Annotated in this window: 19 protein-coding genes; 10 read left to right on the top strand and 9 right to left on the bottom strand. The window is 69.7% G+C overall.

The annotated features are described in order from the left end of the window. Positions 1-15 precede the first annotated feature (15 nt). The 4 genes from B8W69_RS23080 to B8W69_RS23095 all read left to right on the top strand — a co-directional run bounded on the left by B8W69_RS23080 (position 16) and on the right by B8W69_RS23095 (position 4765). Positions 16-660: a winged helix-turn-helix transcriptional regulator gene (locus B8W69_RS23080; RefSeq protein WP_085292078.1), complete on the top strand. Its 645-nt coding sequence runs from the start codon at positions 16-18 to the stop codon at positions 658-660. Between the two features lie 45 nt (positions 661-705). After that, positions 706-2298 carry a glutamine-hydrolyzing GMP synthase gene (guaA, locus tag B8W69_RS23085; protein ID WP_085292079.1) on the top strand — a complete coding sequence of 531 codons (1593 nt, stop codon included), beginning with the start codon at positions 706-708 and terminating at the stop codon, positions 2296-2298. Between the two features lie 194 nt (positions 2299-2492). Continuing rightward, positions 2493-3176: a DnaE2-dependent mutagenesis accessory factor ImuA' gene (gene imuA' / locus B8W69_RS23090; protein ID WP_085292080.1), complete on the top strand. Its 684-nt coding sequence runs from the start codon at positions 2493-2495 to the stop codon at positions 3174-3176. A gap of 56 nt (positions 3177-3232) precedes the next feature. Further along, entirely contained in the window at positions 3233-4765 is a 1533-nt protein-coding gene (locus tag B8W69_RS23095) for a DNA polymerase Y family protein (RefSeq protein ID WP_085292081.1), read from the top strand. Between the two features lie 17 nt (positions 4766-4782). Here B8W69_RS23095 and B8W69_RS23100 read toward each other — a convergent pair whose 3' ends face one another. From B8W69_RS23100 to B8W69_RS23115, 4 genes are all read right to left on the bottom strand, one after another. Further along, positions 4783-5934, bottom strand: a complete 1152-nt coding sequence (locus B8W69_RS23100) for an alpha-hydroxy-acid oxidizing protein (RefSeq protein WP_085292082.1) — start codon at positions 5932-5934, stop codon at positions 4783-4785. Positions 5935-6004: 70 nt separating this feature from the next. Beyond that, on the bottom strand, positions 6005-7258 hold the full coding sequence (gene kasB, locus B8W69_RS23105; protein WP_085292083.1) for a 3-oxoacyl-ACP synthase KasB: 1254 nt from the start codon (positions 7256-7258) through the stop codon (positions 6005-6007). Positions 7259-7444: 186 nt separating this feature from the next. Next, a complete protein-coding gene (locus B8W69_RS30965) occupies positions 7445-7663 on the bottom strand; it encodes a hypothetical protein (protein ID WP_181447467.1) in 219 nt (72 codons plus the stop codon). 161 nt (positions 7664-7824) lie between these two features. After that, on the bottom strand, positions 7825-8859 hold the full coding sequence (locus B8W69_RS23115) for a nucleoside hydrolase (RefSeq protein WP_085292098.1): 1035 nt from the start codon (positions 8857-8859) through the stop codon (positions 7825-7827). 39 nt (positions 8860-8898) lie between these two features. On the opposite strand from B8W69_RS23115, the gene cmaA1 reads away from it, so the two are divergent. Beyond that, complete coding sequence (gene cmaA1, locus B8W69_RS23120; protein WP_085292084.1) at positions 8899-9786, top strand: cyclopropane mycolic acid synthase CmaA1; 888 nt, start codon at positions 8899-8901, stop codon at positions 9784-9786. On the opposite strand, the gene B8W69_RS23125 is transcribed toward cmaA1, so the two are convergent. Together B8W69_RS23125 and B8W69_RS23130 are read right to left on the bottom strand one after the other, a co-directional pair. Then, positions 9787-11793, bottom strand: a complete 2007-nt coding sequence (locus B8W69_RS23125) for an SDR family oxidoreductase (protein WP_085292099.1) — start codon at positions 11791-11793, stop codon at positions 9787-9789. A 90-nt stretch (positions 11794-11883) separates the two neighbouring features. Next, positions 11884-12597, bottom strand: a complete 714-nt coding sequence (locus tag B8W69_RS23130; RefSeq protein WP_085292085.1) for a histidine phosphatase family protein — start codon at positions 12595-12597, stop codon at positions 11884-11886. Between the two features lie 138 nt (positions 12598-12735). Between B8W69_RS23130 and B8W69_RS23135 the strand changes: the two genes are divergently transcribed. Beyond that, complete coding sequence (locus B8W69_RS23135) at positions 12736-13602, top strand: MaoC/PaaZ C-terminal domain-containing protein (RefSeq protein ID WP_085292086.1); 867 nt, start codon at positions 12736-12738, stop codon at positions 13600-13602. A gap of 180 nt (positions 13603-13782) precedes the next feature. Here the strand turns inward: B8W69_RS23135 and otsB are convergent, their stop codons facing one another. Next, complete coding sequence (gene otsB, locus B8W69_RS23145) at positions 13783-14928, bottom strand: trehalose-phosphatase (protein ID WP_085292087.1); 1146 nt, start codon at positions 14926-14928, stop codon at positions 13783-13785. 40 nt (positions 14929-14968) lie between these two features. Then, complete coding sequence (locus tag B8W69_RS23150) at positions 14969-16297, bottom strand: wax ester/triacylglycerol synthase domain-containing protein (RefSeq protein ID WP_085292088.1); 1329 nt, start codon at positions 16295-16297, stop codon at positions 14969-14971. A 169-nt stretch (positions 16298-16466) separates the two neighbouring features. On the opposite strand from B8W69_RS23150, the gene B8W69_RS23155 reads away from it, so the two are divergent. Then, positions 16467-19748, top strand: a complete 3282-nt coding sequence (locus tag B8W69_RS23155) for an error-prone DNA polymerase (protein WP_085292100.1) — start codon at positions 16467-16469, stop codon at positions 19746-19748. A 29-nt stretch (positions 19749-19777) separates the two neighbouring features. Continuing rightward, positions 19778-20425: a nitroreductase family protein gene (locus B8W69_RS23160; protein ID WP_085292089.1), complete on the top strand. Its 648-nt coding sequence runs from the start codon at positions 19778-19780 to the stop codon at positions 20423-20425. A gap of 58 nt (positions 20426-20483) precedes the next feature. Here B8W69_RS23160 and B8W69_RS23165 read toward each other — a convergent pair whose 3' ends face one another. After that, entirely contained in the window at positions 20484-20948 is a 465-nt protein-coding gene (locus tag B8W69_RS23165) for a tRNA (cytidine(34)-2'-O)-methyltransferase (protein ID WP_085292090.1), read from the bottom strand. Between the two features lie 18 nt (positions 20949-20966). Here B8W69_RS23165 and B8W69_RS23170 point away from each other — a divergent pair, with 18 nt between their 5' ends. Together B8W69_RS23170 and B8W69_RS23175 are read left to right on the top strand one after the other, a co-directional pair. Next, entirely contained in the window at positions 20967-21572 is a 606-nt protein-coding gene (locus B8W69_RS23170) for a class I SAM-dependent methyltransferase (RefSeq protein WP_085292091.1), read from the top strand. Between the two features lie 255 nt (positions 21573-21827). After that, positions 21828-24020, top strand: a 2193-nt coding sequence (locus tag B8W69_RS23175; protein ID WP_181447465.1) for a sensor histidine kinase, incomplete at its 3' end; no start/stop codon positions are given.

Below are 24020 nucleotides of genomic sequence, written 5' to 3' on the forward strand. Positions count from 1 at the left end.
GCCGGGTAGGCTGGCATGGTGGCGTCCCGCAGGAACTACAACCAGAACTGTCCGATCGCCCGCGGCCTCGATGTCCTGGGTGAGCGGTGGACCCTGCTGATCCTGCGGGAGCTGGTCGGCGGCGTGCGTCGCTACGGCGACCTGCGGGCCGAACTGCCCGGTATCGCAACCAATCTGCTCGCCGAAAGGCTCAAGGAGCTTCAGGACGCCGGGCTCGTTGACCGCAGCGAATTGCCGGCCCCGATCGGTCGCACCGTCTACACACTCAGCGATCTCGGCTGGCAGCGGGTGCTGCCGATCCTGCAAAGCGTCGCGTGGTTCGGGGTCGACCACCTGGACCCGATCGACGATGGGCCGGCGTCCCCGCTCAACGGGTTTCTGGCCGGAATCCTGCTGGGCTTCCAGTCAAGTAGGGCCGCCGGAGTGGAGACGACATGCCGTGTCGAGATCGACGGTCGCCGTTTCGAATTCGCCGTCACGCAAGGTCGGCTCGGCGCGGGGCGAGGCGAGCCCGCGGTGACGATCACGGCCGCGGCGGCGGATCTCGTCACCGCCCGGCTGGGGGCCGACGACGCCGAGCGCGGTGCCGCCCTACGGCGAATCAAGTTTCACGGCGACGCGTTGGCGGTCGGCGCGGTGCGCGCCGCGTTTGCGCTGTAGCCCTGCGGGGCAAAGACGACGCGGGCAGCCACTAGACTCGCCTGCGTGGCCGACCCCACCGAAACTCTTGAAACCGATGCGTCTGGATCGCCGGCCCGACCGGTACTCGTCGTGGACTTCGGCGCGCAGTATGCGCAGCTGATCGCCCGTCGCGTCCGCGAGGCGCGGGTGTTCTCCGAGGTTATTCCGCACACCACTACGGTCGAGGAGATCAAAGCCCGCGACCCGCTGGCGCTGGTGCTGTCGGGCGGGCCGTCCAGTGTGTACGTCGACGGCGCCCCCCAGATCGATCCGGCGGTGTTCGATCTGGGGGTGCCGGTGTTCGGCATCTGTTACGGGTTTCAGGCCATGGCGCAGGCGCTGGGCGGGACCGTCGCCCACACCGGCACCAGCGAATATGGCCGCACCGAACTGAAAGTGATTGGCGGCGAACTGCATTCGGGATTGCCGAGTTCGCAACCGGTATGGATGAGCCACGGCGACGCGGTGACCGTCGCACCGGACGGGTTCGAGGTGGTGGCCAGCAGCTCCGGAGCTGCGGTGGCCGGCTTCGAGAACCGGCAGCGCCGCCTGGCCGGTGTGCAGTACCACCCGGAGGTCATGCACACGCCACACGGGCAGCAGGTGCTCAGCCGATTCCTACACGACTTCGCCGGGCTGGGCGCGGACTGGACCGCGGCCAACATCGCCGGCGTGCTGATCGAGCAGGTGCGCGCCCAGATCGGTGACGGCCGGGCGATCTGCGGACTGTCCGGCGGCGTGGATTCCGCGGTGGCCGCCGCGCTGGTGCAGCGGGCCATCGGTGACCGGTTGACCTGTGTGTTCGTCGATCACGGGCTGCTTCGCGCCGGGGAGCGCGCGCAGGTGCAACGCGACTTCGTGGCCGCCACCGGCGCCCACTTGGTCACCGTCGACGCGGCCGACACCTTCCTGGATGCGCTCGCGGGCGTGAGCAATCCCGAGGGCAAGCGCAAGATCATCGGCCGCCAGTTCATCCGGGCCTTCGAGGGCGCGGTGCGAGACATTGTGGGAGACGGGGATTCTCACGTCGATTTCCTGGTGCAGGGCACGCTGTATCCGGACGTGGTGGAGTCCGGCGGCGGCAGCGGTACCGCGAACATCAAGAGCCACCACAACGTCGGAGGCCTGCCCGACGACCTGAAGTTCACACTCGTCGAACCGCTGCGGCTGCTGTTCAAGGACGAAGTCCGCGCGGTCGGGCGCGAACTGGGCCTGCCGGAGGAAATCGTTGCGCGCCAACCTTTTCCGGGCCCCGGCCTGGGGATCCGGATCGTCGGCGAGGTCACCGCGCCGCGGTTGGACACCCTGCGTCATGCGGACTCGATCGCGCGCGAGGAGCTGACCGCGGCTGGCCTGGACACCCTGATCTGGCAGTGCCCGGTGGTGCTGCTGGGCGACGTCCGTTCGGTCGGCGTGCAGGGCGACAACCGCACCTACGGGCACCCGATCGTGCTGCGGCCGGTGACCAGTGAGGACGCCATGACCGCCGACTGGACCCGGGTTCCCTACGAGGTGCTGGAGCGCATCTCGACCCGCATCACCAACGAGGTGGCCGAGGTCAACCGCGTGGTGCTGGACATCACCAGCAAACCACCCGGCACCATCGAATGGGAGTAGCCGGCTCGGCCTGGTATTCAGCGAAAAATGCGGCCACATGGCACCCATCAGCCACACCAGTACCGATCGCATAACGCTGTCCCTCACGTCGCTTGACGGTTGTCAGAGGGCGGGTGTTTACTTCGAAATGTATCGAACATACATTCGAATACACTCCCCGGAAGCTCCCGGAAAGCTGGTGATAGGAGGCTGTCATGACCGCGGCTTTTGCCTCCAGCCCCAGCCAGGAAACCCGCGCTGAGCAGCTAGAATCGCTTCGCCGTCGGATGGCGAGCATTTCCGGGAAGAAGGCCGGGCCGCATGCCGCCGCGCCCGCCGGGGACCTGCTGCCGGACTCGGAGGCTCAGCTGGCCCTCCCGCCGTGGCTGGCCAACCTGCTGCCCACCCCGGTGCCGCGGGGAACGGTCGCGGTGCTCTCCGGTGCCCGGTCGCTGTTGCTGAGCATGGTGGCCGCCGTCACGGCGGCCGGTGGCAACGCCGCAATCGTCGGCCAGCCGGACATCGGGCTGCTGGCCGCCGCGGAGATGGGGGCGGACCTGAGCCGGCTCGCGGTGATACCGGATCCCGGCACCGATCCGGTGGAGGTGGCCGCCGTGCTCGTCGACGGCATGGACCTGGTGGTCCTGGGGCTGGGTGGGCGCCGGGTGCCGCCCACCCGGGCGCGGGCGGTGGTGGCCCGCGCCCGAAACAAGGGCTGCACCCTGCTGGTCACCGGCGGCGATTGGCAGGGGGCGCCGACGCGCCTTGCCGCCCGGGTCTGTGGCTATGACATCACCGCGGACGGCCGCCCCGGATTCGGCCGGATCGGCGGGGTGCGGCTGCAGGTCAGCGGGACGTGCGCGGGACGACGGGTGATGTCCCCGGCGCGAGCCGGTTAAATATCGTGGCTGGTCTTTCTGGCCCTTCCGGCTCAAGGGTTTTGGCGATCTGGTGCATGGATTGGCCCGCGGTCGCGGCGGCGACGGCCGCGGGCCTGTCCGCGACCGCCCCGATCGCGGTCACGCTGGCCAACCGGGTGATCGCCTGCTCGTCGGCGGCCCGGGCGGCGGGTGTGCGACGGGGGCTGCGACGCCGGGAGGCGGCGGCTCGGTGCCCGCAGCTGCACGTCACCGCCGCCGACGCGGACCGCGACGCCCGCTTCTTCGAGGCGGTGATCGCGGCGGTGGACGACCTGGTGCCCCGCGCCGAGGTGCTGCGGCCCGGCCTCCTGGTGCTGCCGGTGCGCGGGGCGGCCCGTTATTTCGGGTCCGAGGCCACCGCCGCCGAACGGCTGATCGATGCGGTTGCCGCGGCCGGTGCCGAGTGTCAGGCCGGGGTCGCCGACCAGCTGTCCACCGCGGTCTTCGCGGCGCGGGCGGGCCGGGTCGTCGAGCCGGGGGGTGACGCGAAGTTTTTGTCGGTGCTGTCCATCCGGCAACTTGCCACCGAGCCGAGCCTATCCGGCGCCGGCCGCGAAGAGCTGACGGACCTGTTGTGGCGGATGGGGATTCGCACCATCGGGCAGTTCGCCGCGCTGTCGCGCAGCGACGTGGCTTCCCGGTTCGGCGCCGACGGGGTGACCGCGCACCGGTTGGCCCGCGGCGAACCCGAGCGGCCGCCGTCCGGCCGGGAGCCGCCGGCCGAACTCGAGGCCGTGCTGGACTGCGATCCGCCGATCGACCGGGTCGATGCCGCGGCGTTCGCCGGGCGCTCACTGGCCGGCAGGCTGCACCAGACGCTGATGGCCGCCGGCGTGGGATGCACCCGGCTGGCCATCCACGCCGTCACCGCCAACGGCGAAGAACTGCACCGGGTGTGGCGGTGCGCCGAGCCGTTGACCGAGGACGCCACCGCCGACCGGGTGCGCTGGCAGCTGGACGGATGGCTGAGCAGCCGCACCGCACACAATCCCCGCCCCACGGCCGCGGTGACGCTGTTGCGGCTCAACGCGGTTGAGGTGGTGTCCGCCGAGGCGCTGCAGTTGCCGCTCTGGGGCGGCCTGGGCGAGGAGGACAGGCTGCGGGCCCGCCGGGCGCTGGTGCGGGTGCAGGGCCTGCTTGGCCCGGAGGCGGTGCGCGTGCCGGTGCTGTCCGGCGGGCGCGGCCCGGCCGAGCGCATCACGCTGATCCCGCTCGGTGACGAGCCGGTACCGCGGGCCGATCCCGATCCGCCGTGGCCCGGCCGGCTGCCCGAGCCGTCACCGGCGGTGTTGCTGGACGACCCGGTGGAACTGCTTGACGCCCAAGGAAACCCGGTACGGGTGACCATCCGGGGGCTGTTCTCCGCCGACCCCGCGCGCATGATCGCCCACGGTCGCGACGAGCGGCTGTGCTGGTGGTCCGGCCCCTGGCCGGTCGACGAGCGATGGTGGGATCCCGAATTGAGTAAGGGCCGCACCGCCCGCGCCCAGGTGTTGCTGGAGAGCGAGCGTGCGCTGCTGCTGTGCTATCGCCAGCGACGCTGGTATGTGGAGGGGAGTTATGAATAGTCTTGCGGTACAGCGTATTACACGCGACACAACACGTCGGGGGTCAGGTCATTGAGCGAGGGATACCCGTCGACGGCCATGATCAGGTCCGCTTCGGCCAGCAGCGAGCGCAGCACGTGCACGATGCCGTCCACGCCACCGACGGCCAGCCCGTAGGCGTAGGGGCGGCCGATCCCCACGGCGGTCGCGCCCAGCGCGAGCGCCTTGATAATGTCGGCGCCGCCACGCACTCCCGAGTCGAACAGCACCGGCATCCCGTCGGCGGCCTCGATCACCGCGGGCAGGCAATCCAGGCAGGGCAGGCCGCCGTTGGCTTGCCTGCCGCCGTGGTTGGAGCAGTAAATGCCATCCACGCCAATGTCTTTGGCGCGGCGTACGTCGTCGGGATGGCAAATGCCCTTGACCATCAGCGGCAGGCTGGTCTCGGACCGCAGCCATTCCAGGTCCGACCACCGGAACGGCCCGCCGAAGATCGGCAGCTTGCGCACCGCCGCCTCGGTGGCGTCTTCGCCGCGGCTCAGGTTTGCGCGAAAAACCGGATCGCTGGTGTAGTTGGCCAGGCAGCCGCTGGGCACCTGCGGGTAGTTCCCGCCCTTCAGGTCGCGGGGGCGCCAGCCGGTGACCCACGTGTCGAGGGTGACGGCGATGCCCTTGAAGCCGGCCGCCTCGGCGCGGTGCACCAGGCTGGCGGCCATCTTGCGGTCCGGCGGCGTGTAGAGCTGGAAGAACGCCGGGGTATCGCCGAGCTCGGCGGCGAGGTCTTCCATCGGGTCCGCGGACAGCGTCCCGACGAAAAACGGCACACCGGTGCGGACCGAGGCCCGCGCGCACAGCATGTCGCCGTGGCCGTCCCGGTCGCACACCCCAATGACGCCGATGGGCGCCATGAAGATCGGGGAGGGGAACCTGATGCCGAACAGCTCGATCGACATGTCCCGCTCCTCGGGGGCGATCCCCATCCGCGGGTACAACCCCCAGCGCTTGAACGCCTCGCAGTTGGCGCGCTGGGTGTGTTCGTCGCCGGCGCCGCCGGCCACGTATCCCAGCACTTTCGGGGTCATCGCCGCCGACGCCTTCTTCTCCAGCTCCTCGAACCTGATCGGATACTGGGGCTGATTGCCATGCAGCGACTGGTCGTACAGCTCGTTTTGATAATCGGCGAAAGCCATAGTCGCTGACTTCCCCGTGCCTGGATCACCAAACGAGCGCTGGGATCCGGCCCCGCCGCCTACGCCGCCGTCAATAGCGTCCGAAGACGATGGCCACGTTGTGTCCGCCGAAGCCGAAGGAGTTGTTGATCGCGTACTCGTAGTTGCCGGGACGGGGCTTGCCGGCCACGACATCGAGGTCGATTTCGGGGTCGAGATTTTCCAGGTTGAGCGTGGGTGGGACCACCTGGTCGCGCAGGGCGAGCACGGTCAGGATGGATTCCACCGCACCGACCGCACCCACCGAGTGACCCAGGGCGGCCTTGGGTGCGTAGACGGCCGGCTTATGGCTGCCCAGCGCATTGTTGATGGCCTTGGCCTCGGCGAGATCGCCAACCACGGTTCCAGTCGCGTGGGCATTCACGTGGTCGATATCGCCCGGTGTCAGCCCGGCGCGCTGAATCGCCCGGGTCATCGCATGCCCGGCGCGTTCGCCGGTGGGGTCAGGGGCCATCATCTGATAGCCGTCGGAGGTGATGCCCGCGCCCATGATGCGGGCCAAAATGTCGGCGCCACGAGCTTTGGCGTGCTCTTCGGTTTCGATGACCATCAGCGCCCCGGCTTCGCCGAACACGAAGCCGTCGCGGTCCTTATCAAAGGGGCGGCAGGCGCCGACCGGGTCGTCGTTCTTGGACGACAACAGGGTGCCCATCTGGGCGAACGCCGCGATCGGCACCGCTTCGATCCTGGCCTCGACGCCGCCGCAGATTGCGATGTCGGCCTCGCCGAGCACGATCTGCTGCCAGGCACGAGCGATGCCCTCGGAGCCGGACGCGCACGCCGACGCCGCGGTGATCGCACCGGCCCTGGCGTGCCGCTCCAGCCCCACCGTCGCGGCGGCGCCGTTGGGCATAAATCTCTGGATCCCGAGCGGGTAGACGGCCTTGAGGCCACGAGCGCGCATGTCGTCGTAGCTGAAGACCAACTCTTCCGAGGGACCCATACCGGTGCCGATGGACACCAACAAGCGGTTGCCGTCGACCTCGGGATCCCCGACGTTCTCCCAAACCCGCCGGCCCAGAATGATGGACATCCGCTGCAGATGAGCGGTCCGACGCAGCTCGACGCGGGTGAGCTGGCTGTCGAATTCCTCCAGCAAATGCCCGCCGATGCGCACCGGCAGGTCAAACTCCTCGACGAACGGGTCCTCGAGCCTGCGGATACCGCTTTGGCTGTCCAGCAACAGCTTCCAGGTGGTTTCGACATCAGTTGCCAGCGCGGTCGTCATGGCGACGCCGGTGACGACGACATTCGGCAGCGTTTTACCGGTAACCAGCTCCGTCATGACTCACGAAACCCTTCCCTGCTCAGAGCCCGTTAACGCCTGACGCCCCTGCGCGTCACCTCTCTACCAAATATCAACCTAGCGTTCCTGCCGCAGACACTCTATAAACTTTCGACTTTTCGTTTGGTGGCCGAACTTTCGCTACCGCGGACTCAATCGAATTCGTTCCGCTTGCGCCATCAGCCTTCAGCCGCCGGGCAGGGCGCCCACCACGGTGCGGGCCAGCCGGTCGCGGTGCGCCCAGGATCCGGGTGACGACGAGCGCCTTGCGGTCGACCTGCACCCCGTGGATGTCAACCCCAGCCCGGAGGTGCTCGCGGCCGGGGTCTGGGTCGACACCGTGCACTCGGCGACCGCGCTCGGCCTGGCCGTGGTCGACCGGCGCCGCGCTCGCGGTGGGGTCACCGACGCCCTCGTCGCGGCGTCGTGGGCCGGGTTGGGCTGGCCGCCACCTGCGCGCCGGAAAGGCCCGGACCGACAGTGTGCGCGGCCGCGAGCACCTCGTTGGGGGCGGCCAAAGGCAGCACCCCCCGCCCCCGCCCGGATCAGCTCGATCGCACGAATCTTCATCCGTCGCCCCCTATTCGACGTGCAAACGGCCCCACCCGTTCGATGAACCGATCGAAGAATGCCGCCGCATCGACGTCAATCCCGATGAGCGCGTTGGGTTCTCGACGGTCCGACCAGTCGGTCACCGTCATCGCGCGGGTCAGGGTTCCGGTCAGCTCGATATCCACCGTCGCCGGACGCGTCGTGACCAGCCCGGGATCCAGCGCGACGGCAGCGGCCAGCGGATCATGCATGTGTGCCTGATACCCGTGGCCGAGTTCATGATAGGCCTCCAGGTAGAACCGCATCGCGTCCTCGATCACCCGAATCAGCGGGTTGGACGCCGTCGACCGGGTTCCGGCGGCGTCGTGTTCGCTCAGCCGCGTCGTCGTCGACTCCGCGGCCGCCGCCAGCCGCGCTAGATGATCGGGCGTCATCGCCACCTTGCGGGTCAGATCCAGGCCGCACAGAATCGGGAGCTGCTGTCGCCCAACGTTTTCCGGACACCACGCCGCCAGCACCTCGGCCGCCGCCTCGGGGTCGACGCTGATGTTCCACTCCGCCACGGCGGTGGTGTTGCCCCGGTGGTCGTAGGACCCGCCCATGATCACCAGCCGTTTCAGCAGCGCCGGCAGCTCGGGCTCGGCGCGCAGTGCCAGCGCCAGGTTGGTCAGCGGGCCGGTCGCCACGCCGATCAGCTCACCGGGACAGGCGCGCGCGGCGCGCACCCAGGCGTCGGCCGAGGTGTAGTCGGTGAGCCGGTGGGAGCCCGGTGGCAGGTCGGCGTAGCCCAATCCCCTGGGGCCGTGGACTTTTGACGGCAGCCGCATCGGTCCTGTCAGGGTTTCCCCGGAACCCTTGGAGACCGGTATGCCGGTGCGCTCGCAAAGCGCCAGCAGGCCAAGATTGTTTTCGCAAACCTGCTCCACCCCAACGTTTCCCCCGGTCGAGGCGATGCCGATCACTTCGGTGTCCGGGCTGGCGAACAGGTATATCAGCGCCAGCGCGTCATCCACGCCGGTATCGACGTCGACGAAGACGGGGGAGTTCATCGACTCCAACATACTCAATTCGGCGACTAGGCTGGCACGATGCCAACCACGTCGGAGCCCCCCAAGGGAACTGATCTAACGCCGCACTTCGACGATGTGCAGGCCCACTACGACCTGTCGGACGAATTCTTCCGGCTATTCCTCGACCCGACCCAGACCTACAGCTGCGCCTACTTCGAGCGCGAGGATATGACGCTGGAAGAGGCGCAGATCGCCAAGATCGACCTTGCGCTCGGCAAACTCGGGCTGCAGCCGGGCAAGACGTTGCTCGACGTCGGCTGCGGTTGGGGCGCCACCATGATGCGCGCCCAGGAGAAGTACGACGTCAACGTCGTCGGCCTCACCCTGAGCCGCAACCAGGCCGAGCACGTCGAGCAGCTGATCGCGAAGTCCGGGAGCTCTCGCTCGGCCCGGGTCCTGCTGGAGGGCTGGGAGAAGTTCGACGAGCCGGTGGACCGGATCGTCAGCATCGGCGCCTTCGAGCACTTCGGCCACGAGCGCTACGACGCGTTCTTCACCCTGGCGCACGACCTGCTGCCCGACGACGGGGTCATGCTGCTGCACACCATCACCGGGCTGCACCCGACGGAGATGGTCGAACGTGGCATGCCGATCTCGTTTGCGTTCGCCCGGTTCATCAAATTCATGGTCACCGAGATCTTTCCGGGCGGGCGCCTGCCGTCGATACCGATGGTGGAGGAGCGGGCCACCGCGAACGGTTTCACGGTGAGCCGGGTGCAGTCGCTGCAGCCGCACTACGCCAAGACGCTCGACATCTGGGCCGCCGCGCTGCAGGCCCACAAGGACGAGGCCATCGCACTGCAGTCCGAGGAAGTCTACGAGCGGTACATGAAATACCTGACCGGTTGCGCCGACGCGTTCCGGGTCGGATACATCGACGTCAACCAGTTCACGCTGCAGAAGTGACTACCAGTGCACGCCGGGCACCAGGCGGACCAGCCGCTTGATCGGACGGGGTGTCCGGATGCCCCGAGTGACGGCGCGCACCGGCCGGCGGGGCCTGCGGCGTGCGGTGCGCGGAGCCGGAGCGGGTTCGGCGGTTTGCCCGCGCGCCGCGGCCGAATCCGGATAACCGAGATAGAGCTGGTGCAGCACGCGCCGCGATGTCCGCGGGGCGAAGTAATTGCCGGCCTCGGCGAGCGTGCCCAGCGGGGTGTCGATGCGGGCCGGCTTTTCCACCAGCCCGCGCACCACCATTGCCGCCGCGCGCTCGGGGCTGATCGCCGGCACCGGGTTGAGCCGGTGCGACGGCACGATCATGGGGGTGCGCACCAGTGGCATATGGATATTGGTGAACGTGATGTGGTCGGACAGCACCTCCGAACCCACCACGTCGGAGAACGCATCCAGCGCGGCCTTGCTCGGCAGGTAGGAGCTGTACTTGGGGTTGCGTGCCTGCACCCCGGCGCTCGACACGTTGACGATGTGACCGAACCGGCGCTCGCGCCAGTGCGGTAGCAGCGCCAGCACCATCCGCACCGCGCCGAAGTAGTTGACCGCCATCACCCGTTCGTAATCGTGCAGCCGGTCGGTGGAGTTGACCACCGAGCGACGGATCGACCGGCCGGCGTTGTTCACCAGGTAGTCGACGTGGTCGAAGCGGCCCAGGATGTCCTTGACCGTGTGTTCCACCGACGCCGAATCGGTGACATCGCAGGTAAAGGCATGGGCGACACCACCTTTGGCGCGGATCTCATCGACCAGCGCATCGAGCGCCTCGCCGTTGCGGGCCAGCGCGAACACGGTGGCGCCCCGCTCGGCGATCGCGATGGCCGCGGCCCGGCCGATGCCGCTGGACGCGCCGGTGATGATGACGTGGCGGCCCTGCAACGGTCCCTGCGGATCGTCGCGGCGCGCGCGATCCGGATCGAGGTGCTCCGCCCAGTACCGCCACAGCGTGGGCGCGTAATCGGCGAACTCCGGAACGCTGATCCCGGTGCCCTTCAAGGCATTTCGCGTCTTCTCGCTGACAAAGGTGGGCGCCAGGTCGACGACGTCGAGCACCTCGGCGGGGATGCCCAGCTGGGTGGCCGCCATGTTGCGCAGCACCCTGGCGCGCCCGCGCACCTTGAGCACAGGGGCGGCCACCGAGCGCGGCAGCGACCCGCGCAGCGGCGGCAGTCCGGCCGCCTTGGCCACGCCGCGGTAGATGCCGCGAAGCCCGATGGTCTTCTCCGCGGTCAGGTGGAACGTCTGCCCGTCACGGCCGTCGGCGTGCATCAGCGCGACCAGGGCGTCCACGACGTAGTTGACCGGGACGATGTTGGTGCGGCCGATGTCGGGCAGCAGCATCGGAGTCAGCGACGGCAGCACCGCCAGCTTGGCCAGCACGCCGAAGAAGTAATAGGGGCCGTCGACCTTGTCCATCTCGCCGGTGCGTGAATCGCCCACCACCACCGCGGGGCGGTAGATGCGGTGCCGCAGCCCGGGCGCCGAGCGCACCAGCAGCTCGGCCTCGAACTTGGTCTGGTGATAGGGCGTCGGCAGCTGCTGGCCGACGTCGAAGTCGTCCTCGGTGTATTCGCCGGCGAAATCACCGGCCACGGCGATCGACGAGACGTGGTGCAACGTCGCGTCCAGCCGTTGCGCCAGCGCGATCACCGCGCGGGTGCCCTCGACGTTGCTGGCCCGCTGCTCGGGTTCACCGGCGGTGATGTCGTAGATCGCCGCGCAGTGCACCACGTGCTCGATCTCGCCCAGCTCGGCGAGGACCTCGTCGCCCAGCTCCAGCTCCGGCAGCGCGCCGACCAGCGGTTTCACCCGTTCGCCCCAGCGTTCCGCGAGCCGCTCGAAGCGGCCCAGCGACTGCCGTCGCACGAGCACCCACACCTGCGCGTCAGGGCACGATTCCACAAGATGAGACACGACACGGCGACCAATAAACCCGGTACCGCCGGTAACGACATACCGCATGAAGACATGGTGGCGGTGGTAGCCGCGCACGTCAACTGCCGGTCTTCAGCAGGGGAGAGCTAGTTGGATGTGCCGCGCTTGCGATCGCCATTAGTTGTGGAAGTCGCGGATCCCGTCCCAGTCGACCAGCGTCCAGCCGGTCATCGGGTTACCGCTGATCACCACGCGGCCCGTGTTGGGAATCGGGTGGCTGTCCATCAGGCTGTCCTTGGCGTTCTGCGCATTCAACAGCGTCCACACCATGATCGAGTTCCGGTGCGAGAACACCACCGGGTTGCGGTGGCCGCTGTTGTAGATCTTGTTGATGGCCGCGGTGAACTGGTCGTTGAACTCCTTGCCGCTGACCGAGCCGGGGATGCTGTCGGACACGTCGCCGTTGATCCAGTTCACCGGCGCCAGCATGTACGTCGACTTCGCCATCGACTCGGGTTTGCCGTTGTACCAGCCGGCGTTGATCTCCTGGATGCCGGGCAGGACCTCGACCTGCTTGCCGAGCTCGGCGGCCAGTGGGGCGGCGGTTTGCTGGGCCCGGGTCATGGTGGAGGCGTAGACGCTGTCGTAGTCCTTGCGGCCGAGTTGGTGCGCCAGCTGTTCGGCCTGCCCCTTGCCCTCCGGCGTCAGGCCCGGGCCCGGCACCTCGGTGTCGATGGTGCCGCTGGCGTTGGCCTCGGACTGGGCATGGCGGATGAACGTCACCGTGATGGACCGCGCCTGCGGTGAGCCGCCGCAGCCGGCGACGATCATCGTGGCGGTGAGCGCGGCGAGCGCCATCGTGGCTTTCCGGATCATGCTGCGCTTGGGCATGTCGATTAGCCTGCCTTGCCGACGGCTCCGGTGGGAAGGGTTTGCGACGGTTTGTTACCGCGCGACCTCGGGGAGACCGACGTTTCGCCGGATGCCAGAGTGGACCGAGGATCACTACTCAACGATCAGGAGACTTCCATGGCGATTGATCCGAGTGCCGTCGGCGCGGTGACCGAACCTGTGCAGTTCGAATGGACCGACCGGGACACGCTGCTCTACGCGCTCGGTGTCGGCGCCGGGATCGACGACCTGCCGTTCACCACCGAGAACAGCCACGACATCGACCAGCAGGTGCTGCCCACGTATGCGGTGATCTGCTGCCCGGCGTTCGGCGCGGCCGGCCTGGTCGGAAAGTTCAACTGGGCCATGCTGTTACACGGATCGCAGAGCATCCGGCTGCACGCACCGCTGCCGCCCGCGGGCAAGCTCTCGGTGGTGTCCGAGGTCGCCGACATCCAGGACAAGGGCGAGGGCAAGAACGCGATCCTGGTGTTGCGCGGCCGGGGCACCGAGCCGGATTCCGGGCAGCTGATCGCCGAGACGCTCACCACCCTGGTCATCCGCGGCGAGGGCGGCTTCGGGGGCATGCCGGGCCAGCGGCCCGTCGCGCCGGAATTCCCGGACCGCGAGCCCGACGCCCGCATCCCGCTGCCCACCCGCGAGGACCAGGCGCTGATCTACCGGCTCTCCGGTGACCGCAACCCGCTGCACAGCGACCCGTGGTTCGCCCGGGAGCTGGCCGGGTTCCCCAAGCCGATCCTGCACGGGCTGTGCACCTACGGGGTGTCGGGTCGCGCGCTGGTGTCCGAGCTGGGCCAGGGCGTCGCGGCCAACATCACCTCGATCGCCTCGCGGTTCACCTCGCCGGTGTTCCCCGGCGAGACGCTGACCACGCTGATCTGGCGCACCGAGCCGGGCAAGGCCGTGTTCCGCACCGAGGCTTCGGGTCCCGACGGGGCCGACACCCGGGTGGTGCTCGACGACGGCGCGGTCGAATACGCCTAGCCCCGACCGCCGCTAGCCTCGATGGCGGCGGCCCGCTGCGCCCGGCTTCGCCGCGCTTGCGACCGCCGCTAGCCTCGATGGCGGCGGCCCGCTGCGCCCGGCTTCGCCGCGCTTGCGACCGCCGCTAGCCTCGATGGCGGCGGCCCGCTGCGCCCGGCTTCGCCGCGCTTGCGACCGCCGCTAGCGCGCCAGCTGATCCGCCAGCCGGCCGGTGAATTCGCCGGCCCTGGCCGGACTGTCCAGCGCGAAGAGCGCGGCGGTGGCGCGGTCGCCGTCGTCGCCGTGCCGCACCAGGATCGGCACGCCGTCGGCACGCACCGCGTCGAACGCGTCCTCGTCGGTGATGTCGTCGCCGAGGTAGACCGGCGTCAGCGCACCCGATCCGGCCTCGTGCAGGTGATCGATCACCCAGCGCAGCGTTTTTCCCTTGTCCCAGTCCAGGTCCGGGCGCAGCTCGATGACCTCGCGGCCGGTGGTCACCCGAAGCTCGTCGCGGCGTCCTGCCGCGCGAACGGCCGCCAGCACCTCACCGACGCGGTCGCGTTCGGCGTTGCGGTAGTGCACGGCTACCCCGAATCGCTTGTGCTCCACCACAACACCGGGAATCGCGCCGAGCCGGTCACGCAGCTGGCCGGCCGCCTGCTCGAGCACCGGGACGGCGGCGGCCGCATCGTCGTTCTGGTGATGGGTGCCGTCGGGCGCGGTCAGCTCGAAACCGTGGCTGCCCGCATACCAGATACCTTGCACCCCAACGCGTTTCGTCACGTCAGCGAGATCGCGGCCGGACAGTACCGCGACCGGGCACCGCGCGGCCAGCCTGTCCAGCGCCTCGGCGGCCCCGGCGACGGGTCGCGCCGAGTCCGGGTCGTCGACGATGTCCGAGAGGGTGCCGTCGAAGTCGAAGAACACGGCCGGTCGCCGGTCGGCGAGCCCATCGGCCAACGCCTGCAACGCATCGGGCAGCTGCGACATCCGGCGGTCGCCGGTCCGCACGGTGACGTCGCACAGGTCGGCGACCACCGCGTCCGCCCCCGCCTCGCACGCCTTGTCGTCGTGCCCGGCCGGGTCGACAGCGATCACCAGCGCGAACCCCGCGGCGCGTGCGGCCTCGATGCCCGCGGCGTCCCCGGCGACCACGACGCAGCGGCCCGGGCGCACCCGCAGCCGGTTGGCCGCCTCCACCGGGCCGTCCGCCGAGATGACGCCGGTGCCCACCCCGGTCTCGCGAAGTCGCGCGGCCAGCGCGGAGCCCAGCGCGCCGTCGTCGTCGAACAGCACCGCGTCGTGGCGGCGCGGATCGATGATGACCGGCCCCAACTTGCCCATGACCAACCTTCTCACGGTGGTCGGCCGCCGGCGGAACGGGTCAGCGGCGCGCGTGCCCCGGCGCCGACGGGTGCGTCGGCGGCACGGGGCGCACCACCGGGCGCGCGGGGCGCCTGCGGTTGAACAGCAGCACAGAATCGTCGCCCAGGGCCACCAGCCGCGCCATGCCCAGCTCGATCCCGGCGGCCAGCTGCTTGACGTCGAACGCGTCGCCGTGTCCGACCGTGATGCCGAAGACCAGTTCATCGCCGTAGCTCAGCATCGCGACGCCGGTGTGCAGCGCCGCGGCCGTCGGGGGGATCGGCAGCAGGCGTTCCAGCGTCTGGCCCATCACCCGCAGCCGCCGGCGTGGCCCGGGCACGTTGGTGGCCAAGGTGACGATGGCGCGCTGCGGAAGGCGGGAGAGCAGCTGTAAGACGTTGCTGCGCAACACCGTCGGCAGGAAGCCGATCGCCGACTCCACGATGCCCGGCGGCTGAGCGGTCAGCTTGGCCTTCCACCTGGTGTGCACCGTCTGCAACCGCCGCACCGGGTCGTCGTGTTCGACGGGCAGGTGCGAGAGCATCGCCGAGCGGACCGGCATCGGCACCAGGGTGCGCAGCGAGTCCGCCCGCGGTTCCTCGCCGCGGCCGAGCAGCGCCGTGCGGAACCCCTCGGTGATGGCGGCGAGCGCGACGTCGTCGGCGCTGACGCCGAACTTGCGGCAGACGCTGTCGACATCGGCGATCGGGACGCGCACCGTGCTGTAGCGCCGCGAGGCGGTGACCGCATCGGTGCGCACCGTCGGCCACAACGCGCCGACCAGGGCGCCGGCGGCCGACGAAGCCCGCCACAACGCGTCGACCCAGCCCAGCTTGCCCGCGGCCGGTGGCGAAATCGGTTTGGCCGCAGCGCCGTTGGCGAAGGTGTCCGCGTCGGCGTCGTCGCAGAGCCTGCTGATCAGGCGCGCGGGCGAGTTGCCGTCGAGCAGGCCGTGATGGGTCTTCATCAGGATCGCCCACCGGTTGCCCTGCAGGCCCTCGATGACCCAGCACTCCCACGGGGGGCGGTCCAGGTCGAGGGGCCGTTCCAGGGCGTAGGCGATGGCCCGGGACAGCTCGGACTCGTCGCCGGGGCGGGGGATGGCCACCCGGCGCACGTGGTGGGCCAGGTCGAAGTCCGGGCAGTCGATCCACTCCTGGTTCAGCGGATGCGCCCGCAGCAGCTGCGTGCATCGCTTGATCGGCTGGATACGTTCGGCCAGAAGGCTTTTGAGCCGTTCATAGTCGGGTACGGTGCCGTCGACGATGGCGACCGCGCCGATCGCCAGGCTCGCGTGCTGATCCGGATCGTGGGCTTGAAGGAACGCCGTGTCCAGTGTCTGTGCCATGCCGGCCCCCGCTGTAGTCCGCTTTTTTGAACTTGTACCAGTATCTGTGGAGCTCGCGATCCGCGATAGTGCCGCAGCGTTAAGACCTTGTTTAAGAGTTGAAGATCGGTTTAACAACGGTTGTACTGAGCCGCGGTTTAATCGAACATTTGTTCGATATACTCGGATGGTGGGCTGGTTTAACGGGCCGCCGAGCTGGGCGGAAATGGAGCGGGTGCTCGACAGTAAGCCGCGCCATGCCGGTGGGTCGGCGGGCCCGGAGCAGGAGGGCCCCCTGTCGCGCAGGCGCGCGACGTACCAGCCGCCGGGCGACGGCCGGGCGTCCCGCTCGTCGGTCGCATATGCCGAGCTGCATGCGCATTCGGCGTTCAGCTTCCTGGACGGGGCGAGCACGCCCGAGGAGCTGGTGGAGGAGGCGGCCCGGCTGGACCTGCGCGCCCTGGCGCTCACCGACCACGACGGCCTGTACGGGGCGGTGCGGTTCGCGGAGGCGGCGGCCGAGCTCGACATGCGTACCGTGTTCGGCGCCGAGCTGTCGCTGGGCACGGGTGCGCGCACCGAGCAGCCGGATCCGCCCGGCCCGCACCTGCTGGTGCTGGCCCGCGGCGCGGAGGGGTACCGGCGGTTGTCGCGGCAACTGGCCGCGGCGCATCTGGCCGGCGGCGAGAAGGGCAAACCCCGCTACGACGTCGAAGCGCTGACCGAGGCCGCCGGCGGGCACTGGCACATTCTGACGGGCTGTCGCAAGGGTCATGTCCGCCAAGCGCTTTCCACCGGCGGTCCCACGGCCGCGGAGCGAGCGCTGGCCGATCTGGTGGACCGGTTCGGAGCGCATCGGGTCAGCATCGAGCTCACCCATCACGGTCAGCCGCTCGACGACGAACGCAACGCGACGCTGGCCGCGCTGGCCCCCCGCTTCGGGGTCGGCGTCGTCGCCACCACCGGCGCGCATTTCGCGGGGCCGTCGCGGCGCCGGCTGGCCATGGCGATGGGCGCCATCCGGGCGCGGCAGTCGCTGGATTCGGCCGCCGGATGGCTGGCCCCGCTGGGCGGTTCGCACCTGCGCTCGGGTGAGGAGATGGCCCGGCTGTTCGGGCAGCGGCCCGACGTGGTGACCGCGGCCGCCGAGCTGGGCGAGCAGTGCGCGTTCGGGCTGGCGCTCATCGCGCCGCAGCTGCCGCCGTTCGACGTGCCCGCCGGGCACACCGAGGACAGCTGGCTGCGCCAGTTGACCATGGCCGGGGCGCGCGACCGCTACGGGTCGGCCGAGCACGCGCCGCGCGCGTATGCCCAGATCGAGCACGAGTTGAAAGTCATTGCCCACCTGACGTTTCCGGGCTACTTCCTGGTGGTGCACGACATCGCCCGGTTCTGCCGGGACAACAACATCCTGTGCCAGGGCCGGGGATCGGCGGCCAACTCCGCGGTCTGCTACGCCCTGGGTGTCACCGCCGTCGACCCGGTGGCCAACGAGCTGCTGTTCGAGCGTTTTCTGTCACCGGCCCGCGACGGGCCGCCCGACATCGACATGGACATCGAGTCCGATCAGCGGGAAAAGGTCATCCAGTACGTCTACGACAAATACGGCCGCGACTACGCCGCCCAAGTCGCCAACGTCATCACCTACCGGGGAAAGATCGCGGTGCGCGACATGGCCCGCGCCCTGGGCTTCTCGCAGGGCCAGCAGGACGCGTGGAGCAAGCAGATCAGCCACTGGAGCGGGCTGGCCGACTCGCCCGATGTCGAGGGCATCCCCGACCCGGTGGTCGACCTGGCGAACCAGATCCGGAACCTGCCGCGGCACATGGGCATTCATTCCGGCGGCATGGTGATCTGTGACCGCCCGATCGCCGACGTGTGCCCGGTGGAGTGGGCGCGCATGGAGAACCGCAGTGTCCTGCAGTGGGACAAAGACGACTGCGCGGCAATCGGATTGGTGAAGTTCGATCTGCTGGGGCTGGGGATGCTCTCGGCGCTGCACTACGCCATCGACCTGGTGGCCGAGCACAAGGGGTTCGAGGTGGACCTGGCCCGCCTCGACCTCTCCGAGCCCGCGGTGTACGAGATGCTGGCCCGCGCCGACTCGGTCGGCGTGTTTCAGGTGGAGTCGCGCGCGCAGATGGCCACCCTGCCGCGGCTGAAGCCGCGGGTGTTCTACGACCTGGTGGTGGAGGTCGCGCTGATCCGTCCCGGCCCCATCCAGGGCGGGTCGGTGCATCCCTACATCCGGCGGCGCAACGGGCTGGACCCGGTGGTCTACGACCACCCGTCGATGGAACCGGCGCTGCGAAAGACGTTGGGAGTGCCGCTCTTTCAGGAGCAGCTGATGCAGCTCGCGGTCGACTGCGCCGGATTCTCGGCCGCCGAGGCCGACCAGCTGCGCCGCGCGATGGGGTCCAAGCGCTCGACCGAACGCATGCGACGGCTGCAGGGCCGGTTCTACGAGGGCATGCGCGCGCTGCACGGCGCCGACGACGAGGTGATCGACCGCACCTACGAAAAGCTGGAAGCCTTCGCCAATTTCGGCTTCCCGGAAAGCCATGCGCTGAGCTTCGCGTCGCTGGTGTTCTACTCGTCGTGGTTCAAGCTGCACCACCCGGCAGCGTTCTGCGCGGCGCTGCTGCGCGCCCAGCCGATGGGGTTCTACTCGCCGCAGTCGCTGGTGGCCGATGCGCGCCGGCACGGCGTGACGGTGCACGGCCCGGACGTCAACGCCAGCCTGGCGCGCGCCACGCTGGAGAACGCCGGCACCGAGGTCCGCCTCGGCCTGGGCGCGGTCCGCCACATCGGCGACGACCTGGCAGAACGACTCGTCGAAGAGCGAAAAGCCAACGGCCCGTTCGCTTCTCTGCTTGACCTGACCACCCGGCTGCAGCTCTCGGTGCCGCAGACAGAGGCGCTGGCGACGGCCGGGGCGCTGGGCTGTTTCGACATGTCCCGGCGCGAGGCATTGTGGGCGGCCGGGGCCGCGGCCACCCAGCGGCCGGGCCGGCTGCCCGGGGTGGGGTCGTCATCGCACGTTCCGGCGCTGCCCGGGATGAGCGAGCTGGAACTGGCCGCCGCGGATGTGTGGGCCACCGGCGTCTCGCCGGACAGTTACCCGACGCAGTTCCTGCGGGCCGACCTGGACGCGATGGGGGTGGTGCCCGCCGCGAAGCTGGGCTCGGTGCCCGACGGCGACCGCGTTCTGATCGCGGGCGCGGTGACCCATCGGCAGCGGCCAGGCACGGCGCAGGGGGTCACGTTCATCAACCTCGAGGACGAAACCGGGATGGTCAACGTGCTCTGCGTGCCGGGGGTGTGGGCGCGGCATCGCAAGCTGGCGAACTCGGCCCCGGCGCTGCTGGTGCGCGGGCAGGTCCAAAACGCCAGTGGCGCGATCACCGTCGTCGCCGAACGGCTGGGCCGCATCACCTTGGCGGTCGGCTCCAAGTCTCGCGACTTCCGCTGATCGATCCGCCGTCTCGGTAGTCTCCACACATGACCCTCAACTTGTCCGTCGACGAAGTGCTCACCACCACCCGCTCGGTCCGCAAGCGTCTCGACTTCGACAAGCCGGTGGGCCGCGACGTGCTGATGGAATGCCTCGAACTGGCGCTGCAGGCGCCCACCGGCTCCAATGCGCAAGGCTGGCAATGGATTTTCGTCGAGGACGCCGAGAAGAAGAAGGCGATCGCCGACATCTACCTGGCCAACGCCCGCAGCTACCTGAGCCTGCCGTCGGCCGAGTACCCCGAGGGCGACACCCGCGGCGAGCGGATGCCCAAGGTCAAGGACTCCGCGATATACCTCGCCGAGCACATGCACGAGGCGCCGGTGCTGATGATCCCCTGCCTGGAGGGGCGGGTGGAGAAGGCACCGCTGGGGCTCAGCGCGTCGTTCTGGGCATCGCTGTTCCCGGCGGCCTGGAGCTTCTGCCTGGCGCTGCGCTCGCGCGGGCTGGGCACCTGCTGGACCACGCTGCACCTGATCAACGACGGCGACAAGCAGGCCGCCGAGGTGCTCGGCATCCCGCATGGCCGGTACAGCCAGGGCGGGCTGTTCCCGATCGCCTACACCAAGGGCACCGACTTCCGCCCGGCCAAGCGGCTGCCCGCCGACCGGGTGACGCACTGGGACACCTGGTGACTACATCAAATTGTCCGGCTCCTCAGCCCGCCGCATCGCGGCGCGCATCGTCGCCGGCCTACATCGCCCCGGCGTAGCCGTGCTGGCGCCAGGCTTCGTAGACGGCGATCGCCGCGGCGTTGGACAGGTTCAGCGAGCGACGGCCCGCCAGCATCGGGATGCGCACCTGCGCGGTGATGTGCGGGTCCGCCAGCGTGGCCGCGTCCAGCCCGGTGGGTTCGGGGCCGAACATCAGCACGTCGCCGGCCCGGTAGTCCACGTCGGCGAACGAGGTGGGCGCGTGCGAGGTGAAGGCGAACACCCGCTGCGGTGACAGCGCCGCCCAGGCGGCCGCCAGCGAGGCGTGCACGGTGACCGACGCGAGGTCGTGGTAGTCCAGCCCGGCCCGGCGCAGCTTGGGTTCGGACAGGTCGAACCCCATCGGCTCGACCAGATGCAATTCGCAGCCCGTCGCCGCCGCCGTCCGGATGGCGTTGCCGGTGTTGGGCGGGATCCGCGGGGACACGAACATCAGCTTGAACACAACGCCGATAATGGTCGCATGGTCGAGCAGAGCTACTGGATGCAGAAGGTCGCTGCCGATCCGGGGCATTCGCAGTGGTACATCGAGCGTTTCCGCGCCATGGCCCGCGCGGGCGACGACCTGGCCGGCGAGGCCCGGTTCGTGGACGCCATGGCGCCGCGCGGGGCGCGGATTCTCGACGCCGGCTGCGGGCCCGGGCGGCTGGGCGGATACCTGGCCACCGTGGGCCACCGGGTCGTCGGCGTGGACGTCGACCCGGCGCTGATCGAAGCGGCCGAGCATGACTACCCCGGCCCGCGCTGGCTGGTCGGCGACCTGGCCGAGCTGGACCTGCCGGCGCGCGGCATCGCCGAACCGTTCGACGTCATCGTGTCCGCCGGCAACGTCATGGCGTTTCTGGCCCCGAGCACCCGTCTCCGGGTGCTGAGCAGGCTGCGGGCCCATGTCGCCGACGACGGGCGGGCGGCGATCGGCTTCGGCGCCGGCCGCGATTACCAGTTCGACGAGTTTCTCAACGACGCGGTCGACGCGGACTTCGCGCCCGATCTGCTGCTGTCGACGTGGGACATGCGGCCCTTCACCGAGGGCTCCGATTTCCTCGTCGCGCTCCTTCGGCCCGCCTAGGCCTTTGCGCTCGATGGTGTTTGCCAGGGGTGTCCGCGCGGGGGCGGCGCCACCTTGGAGGGACCTGTCTGCTCAGTAACGATTGTGGTGGCATGCGCCGCGGGCTGGCATACTCGTCGGATTGCCACACCTACACGCACACGCCTGTCTGGCGCGGGGTGGGCGAAATAAAGCAGGAAGTTTCATGAGTTACTCGTTTCACTCAGCGCTCAGGGTCAGCGCAGCGGCCGGTCGTCCGGCCGCGATGACGTGACCATGTTCACCCGCCCGACCAACCCGGCCGAGGCGGATGTCGTAGAGCCCGCACCGGAGCCCGGCGCCGATGCCGCGCCGGCCAAGCGCCCGCCGACCTGGTCGCTGAGTAACTGGCCGGTGCGCTGGAAGGTGCTGGCGATCGTGCTGGTCCCGCTGATTTTGGCGACGGTTTTCGGGGTGCTGCGCATCCACGGTGCCATGGCCAACTCGGCCGACCTGCGGCTGGCCGCCACCCGCGCCGACATGGTTCCGGTGATCACCAAGTACATGTCGGCGCTGGACGTCGCGCTGCTGGCCAGTTCCACCGGGCACGACGTCGACGGGGCCAAGAAGAACTACGAGGCGCGCAAGGGCGAACTGCAGACCAGGCTGGACGACACCGACGTCAGCCCCGACGTCCGCTCCGGCGTGAACAACCTGCTCGACGGCGGCCAGATGTTGGTGAATAAGGCGGCCGACGCCGGCCTCGGTTTGCGGGAGCGGGTGACGCTCTACGCGCCGATCCTGCTGACGGCCGAGGACGTCATCAACGCCTTGGTGCGCGTTGCCGACGAGAAGATCCGCGCGCAGGCGCAGGGCTTGAGCCGGGCGGTCGGTGCCCGCGGGCAGATGACGATGCAGAAGATCCTGGTCACCCGCGGGGCCGACCTTCCCGAGCCGCAGCTGCGGACCTCGATGGCCACCCTGGCGGGCACCGAACCGTCGACGCTGTTCGGCATGAGCGAGGTGCTGGGCGCAGGATCGGTGGAGGCCAAGACGCTGCAGCAGCAGATGGTGAGGCGGATGGCGATCATGTCCGACCCGGCCAGCGTGCTGGTCGACAACGCCGACCTGCTGCGCTCCATCCAGACCACCGACGACATCGCCGACCAGGTCATCAAGAACGCCACCGCGTTGGTGACCAAGTCGGTGCACGCCCAGGCCGACGAGCGGCGCTCGGCCGCGATCCTGGACACCGTCCTGGTACTAGCCGCGATCGTCATCGCGTTGGGCGTCGTGCTGCTGGTGGCGCGCGCCCTGGTGCGGCCACTGCGTATGCTGCGCGACGGCGCGCTCAAGGTCGCCCACACCGATCTCGTAGAGGAGATCGCCTCGGTGAAAGCCGGTGGGGCCGAACCGATTCCGACCCCGCTGCCGGTGTACACGACCGAGGAGATCGGCCAGGTCGCCCACGCGGTGGACGAGCTGCACACGCAGGCGCTGCTGCTGGCCGGCGATGAGGCGCGGTTGCGGCTCCTGGTCAACGAGATGTTCGAGACCATGTCGCGGCGCAGCCGCTCGCTGGTCGACCAGCAGCTGGCGCTCATCGACCGGCTGGAGCGCAACGAGGAGAACCCCGAACGCCTGGACAGCCTGTTCCGGCTCGACCACCTGGCGGCCCGGCTGCGCCGCAACAGCGCGAACCTGCTGGTGCTGGCCGGGTCGCAGCTCGCCCGCGACCAGCGCGACCCGGTGCCGCTGGAAACGGTGATCAATGCCGCCGTGTCCGAGGTTGAGGACTACCGCCGCGTCGAGGTCGCCGGGCTGCCGGAGTGCGAGCTGATCGGGTCGGCCGCGGGCGGTGCCATTCATCTGTTCGCGGAGCTGGTCGACAACGCCCTGCGCTACTCGCCGCCGACGACGTCCGCCCAGATCTCCGCGTCACGCGGCCGCGACGGGGGAGTGGTGGTGCGGATCGCCGACTCCGGTCTGGGGATGAACGACACCGACCGGCGGATGGCCAACATGCGGCTGCAGGCCGGCGGCGACGTCACCCCCGACAACGCCCGGCACATGGGACTTTTCGTGGTCGGCCGGATCGCGGCCCGGCACGGCATCCGGGTGGGGCTGCGCGGCCCCGCGGCCAACGAATCGGGCTCGGGTACCACCGCCGAGATCTACCTGCCGCCGACGGTGCTCGCCGCCCGGGCCGTCGACGAGTCGGCGGCGCCTCGCCACATCCGCGCCGTCTCCTCGCCGAGCGCCAAGCTCGCCAGCGCGGACGCCGCCCCCGCCGAGGAGGCTGGGCAGGACGACGGCACGCTCGAGCCGGCGGCGCGTACCGGCCCGTCCGTCACGTTGCTGCCGCGCCGCAACCCGGGTTCCAGCGGCATCACCGAAGTTCCCGCGGTCCCCGCCCCGGCCGCCGAACAACAGCCCCGGCGCCAGCGCCGCGAGCTGGCGACGCCCTGGTGGGAGAACGCCCCCAAGCCC

It is taken from the genome of Mycolicibacterium vulneris (assembly GCF_002104765.1).
Taxonomy (GTDB): Bacteria; Actinomycetota; Actinomycetes; order Mycobacteriales; family Mycobacteriaceae; genus Mycobacterium; species Mycobacterium vulneris.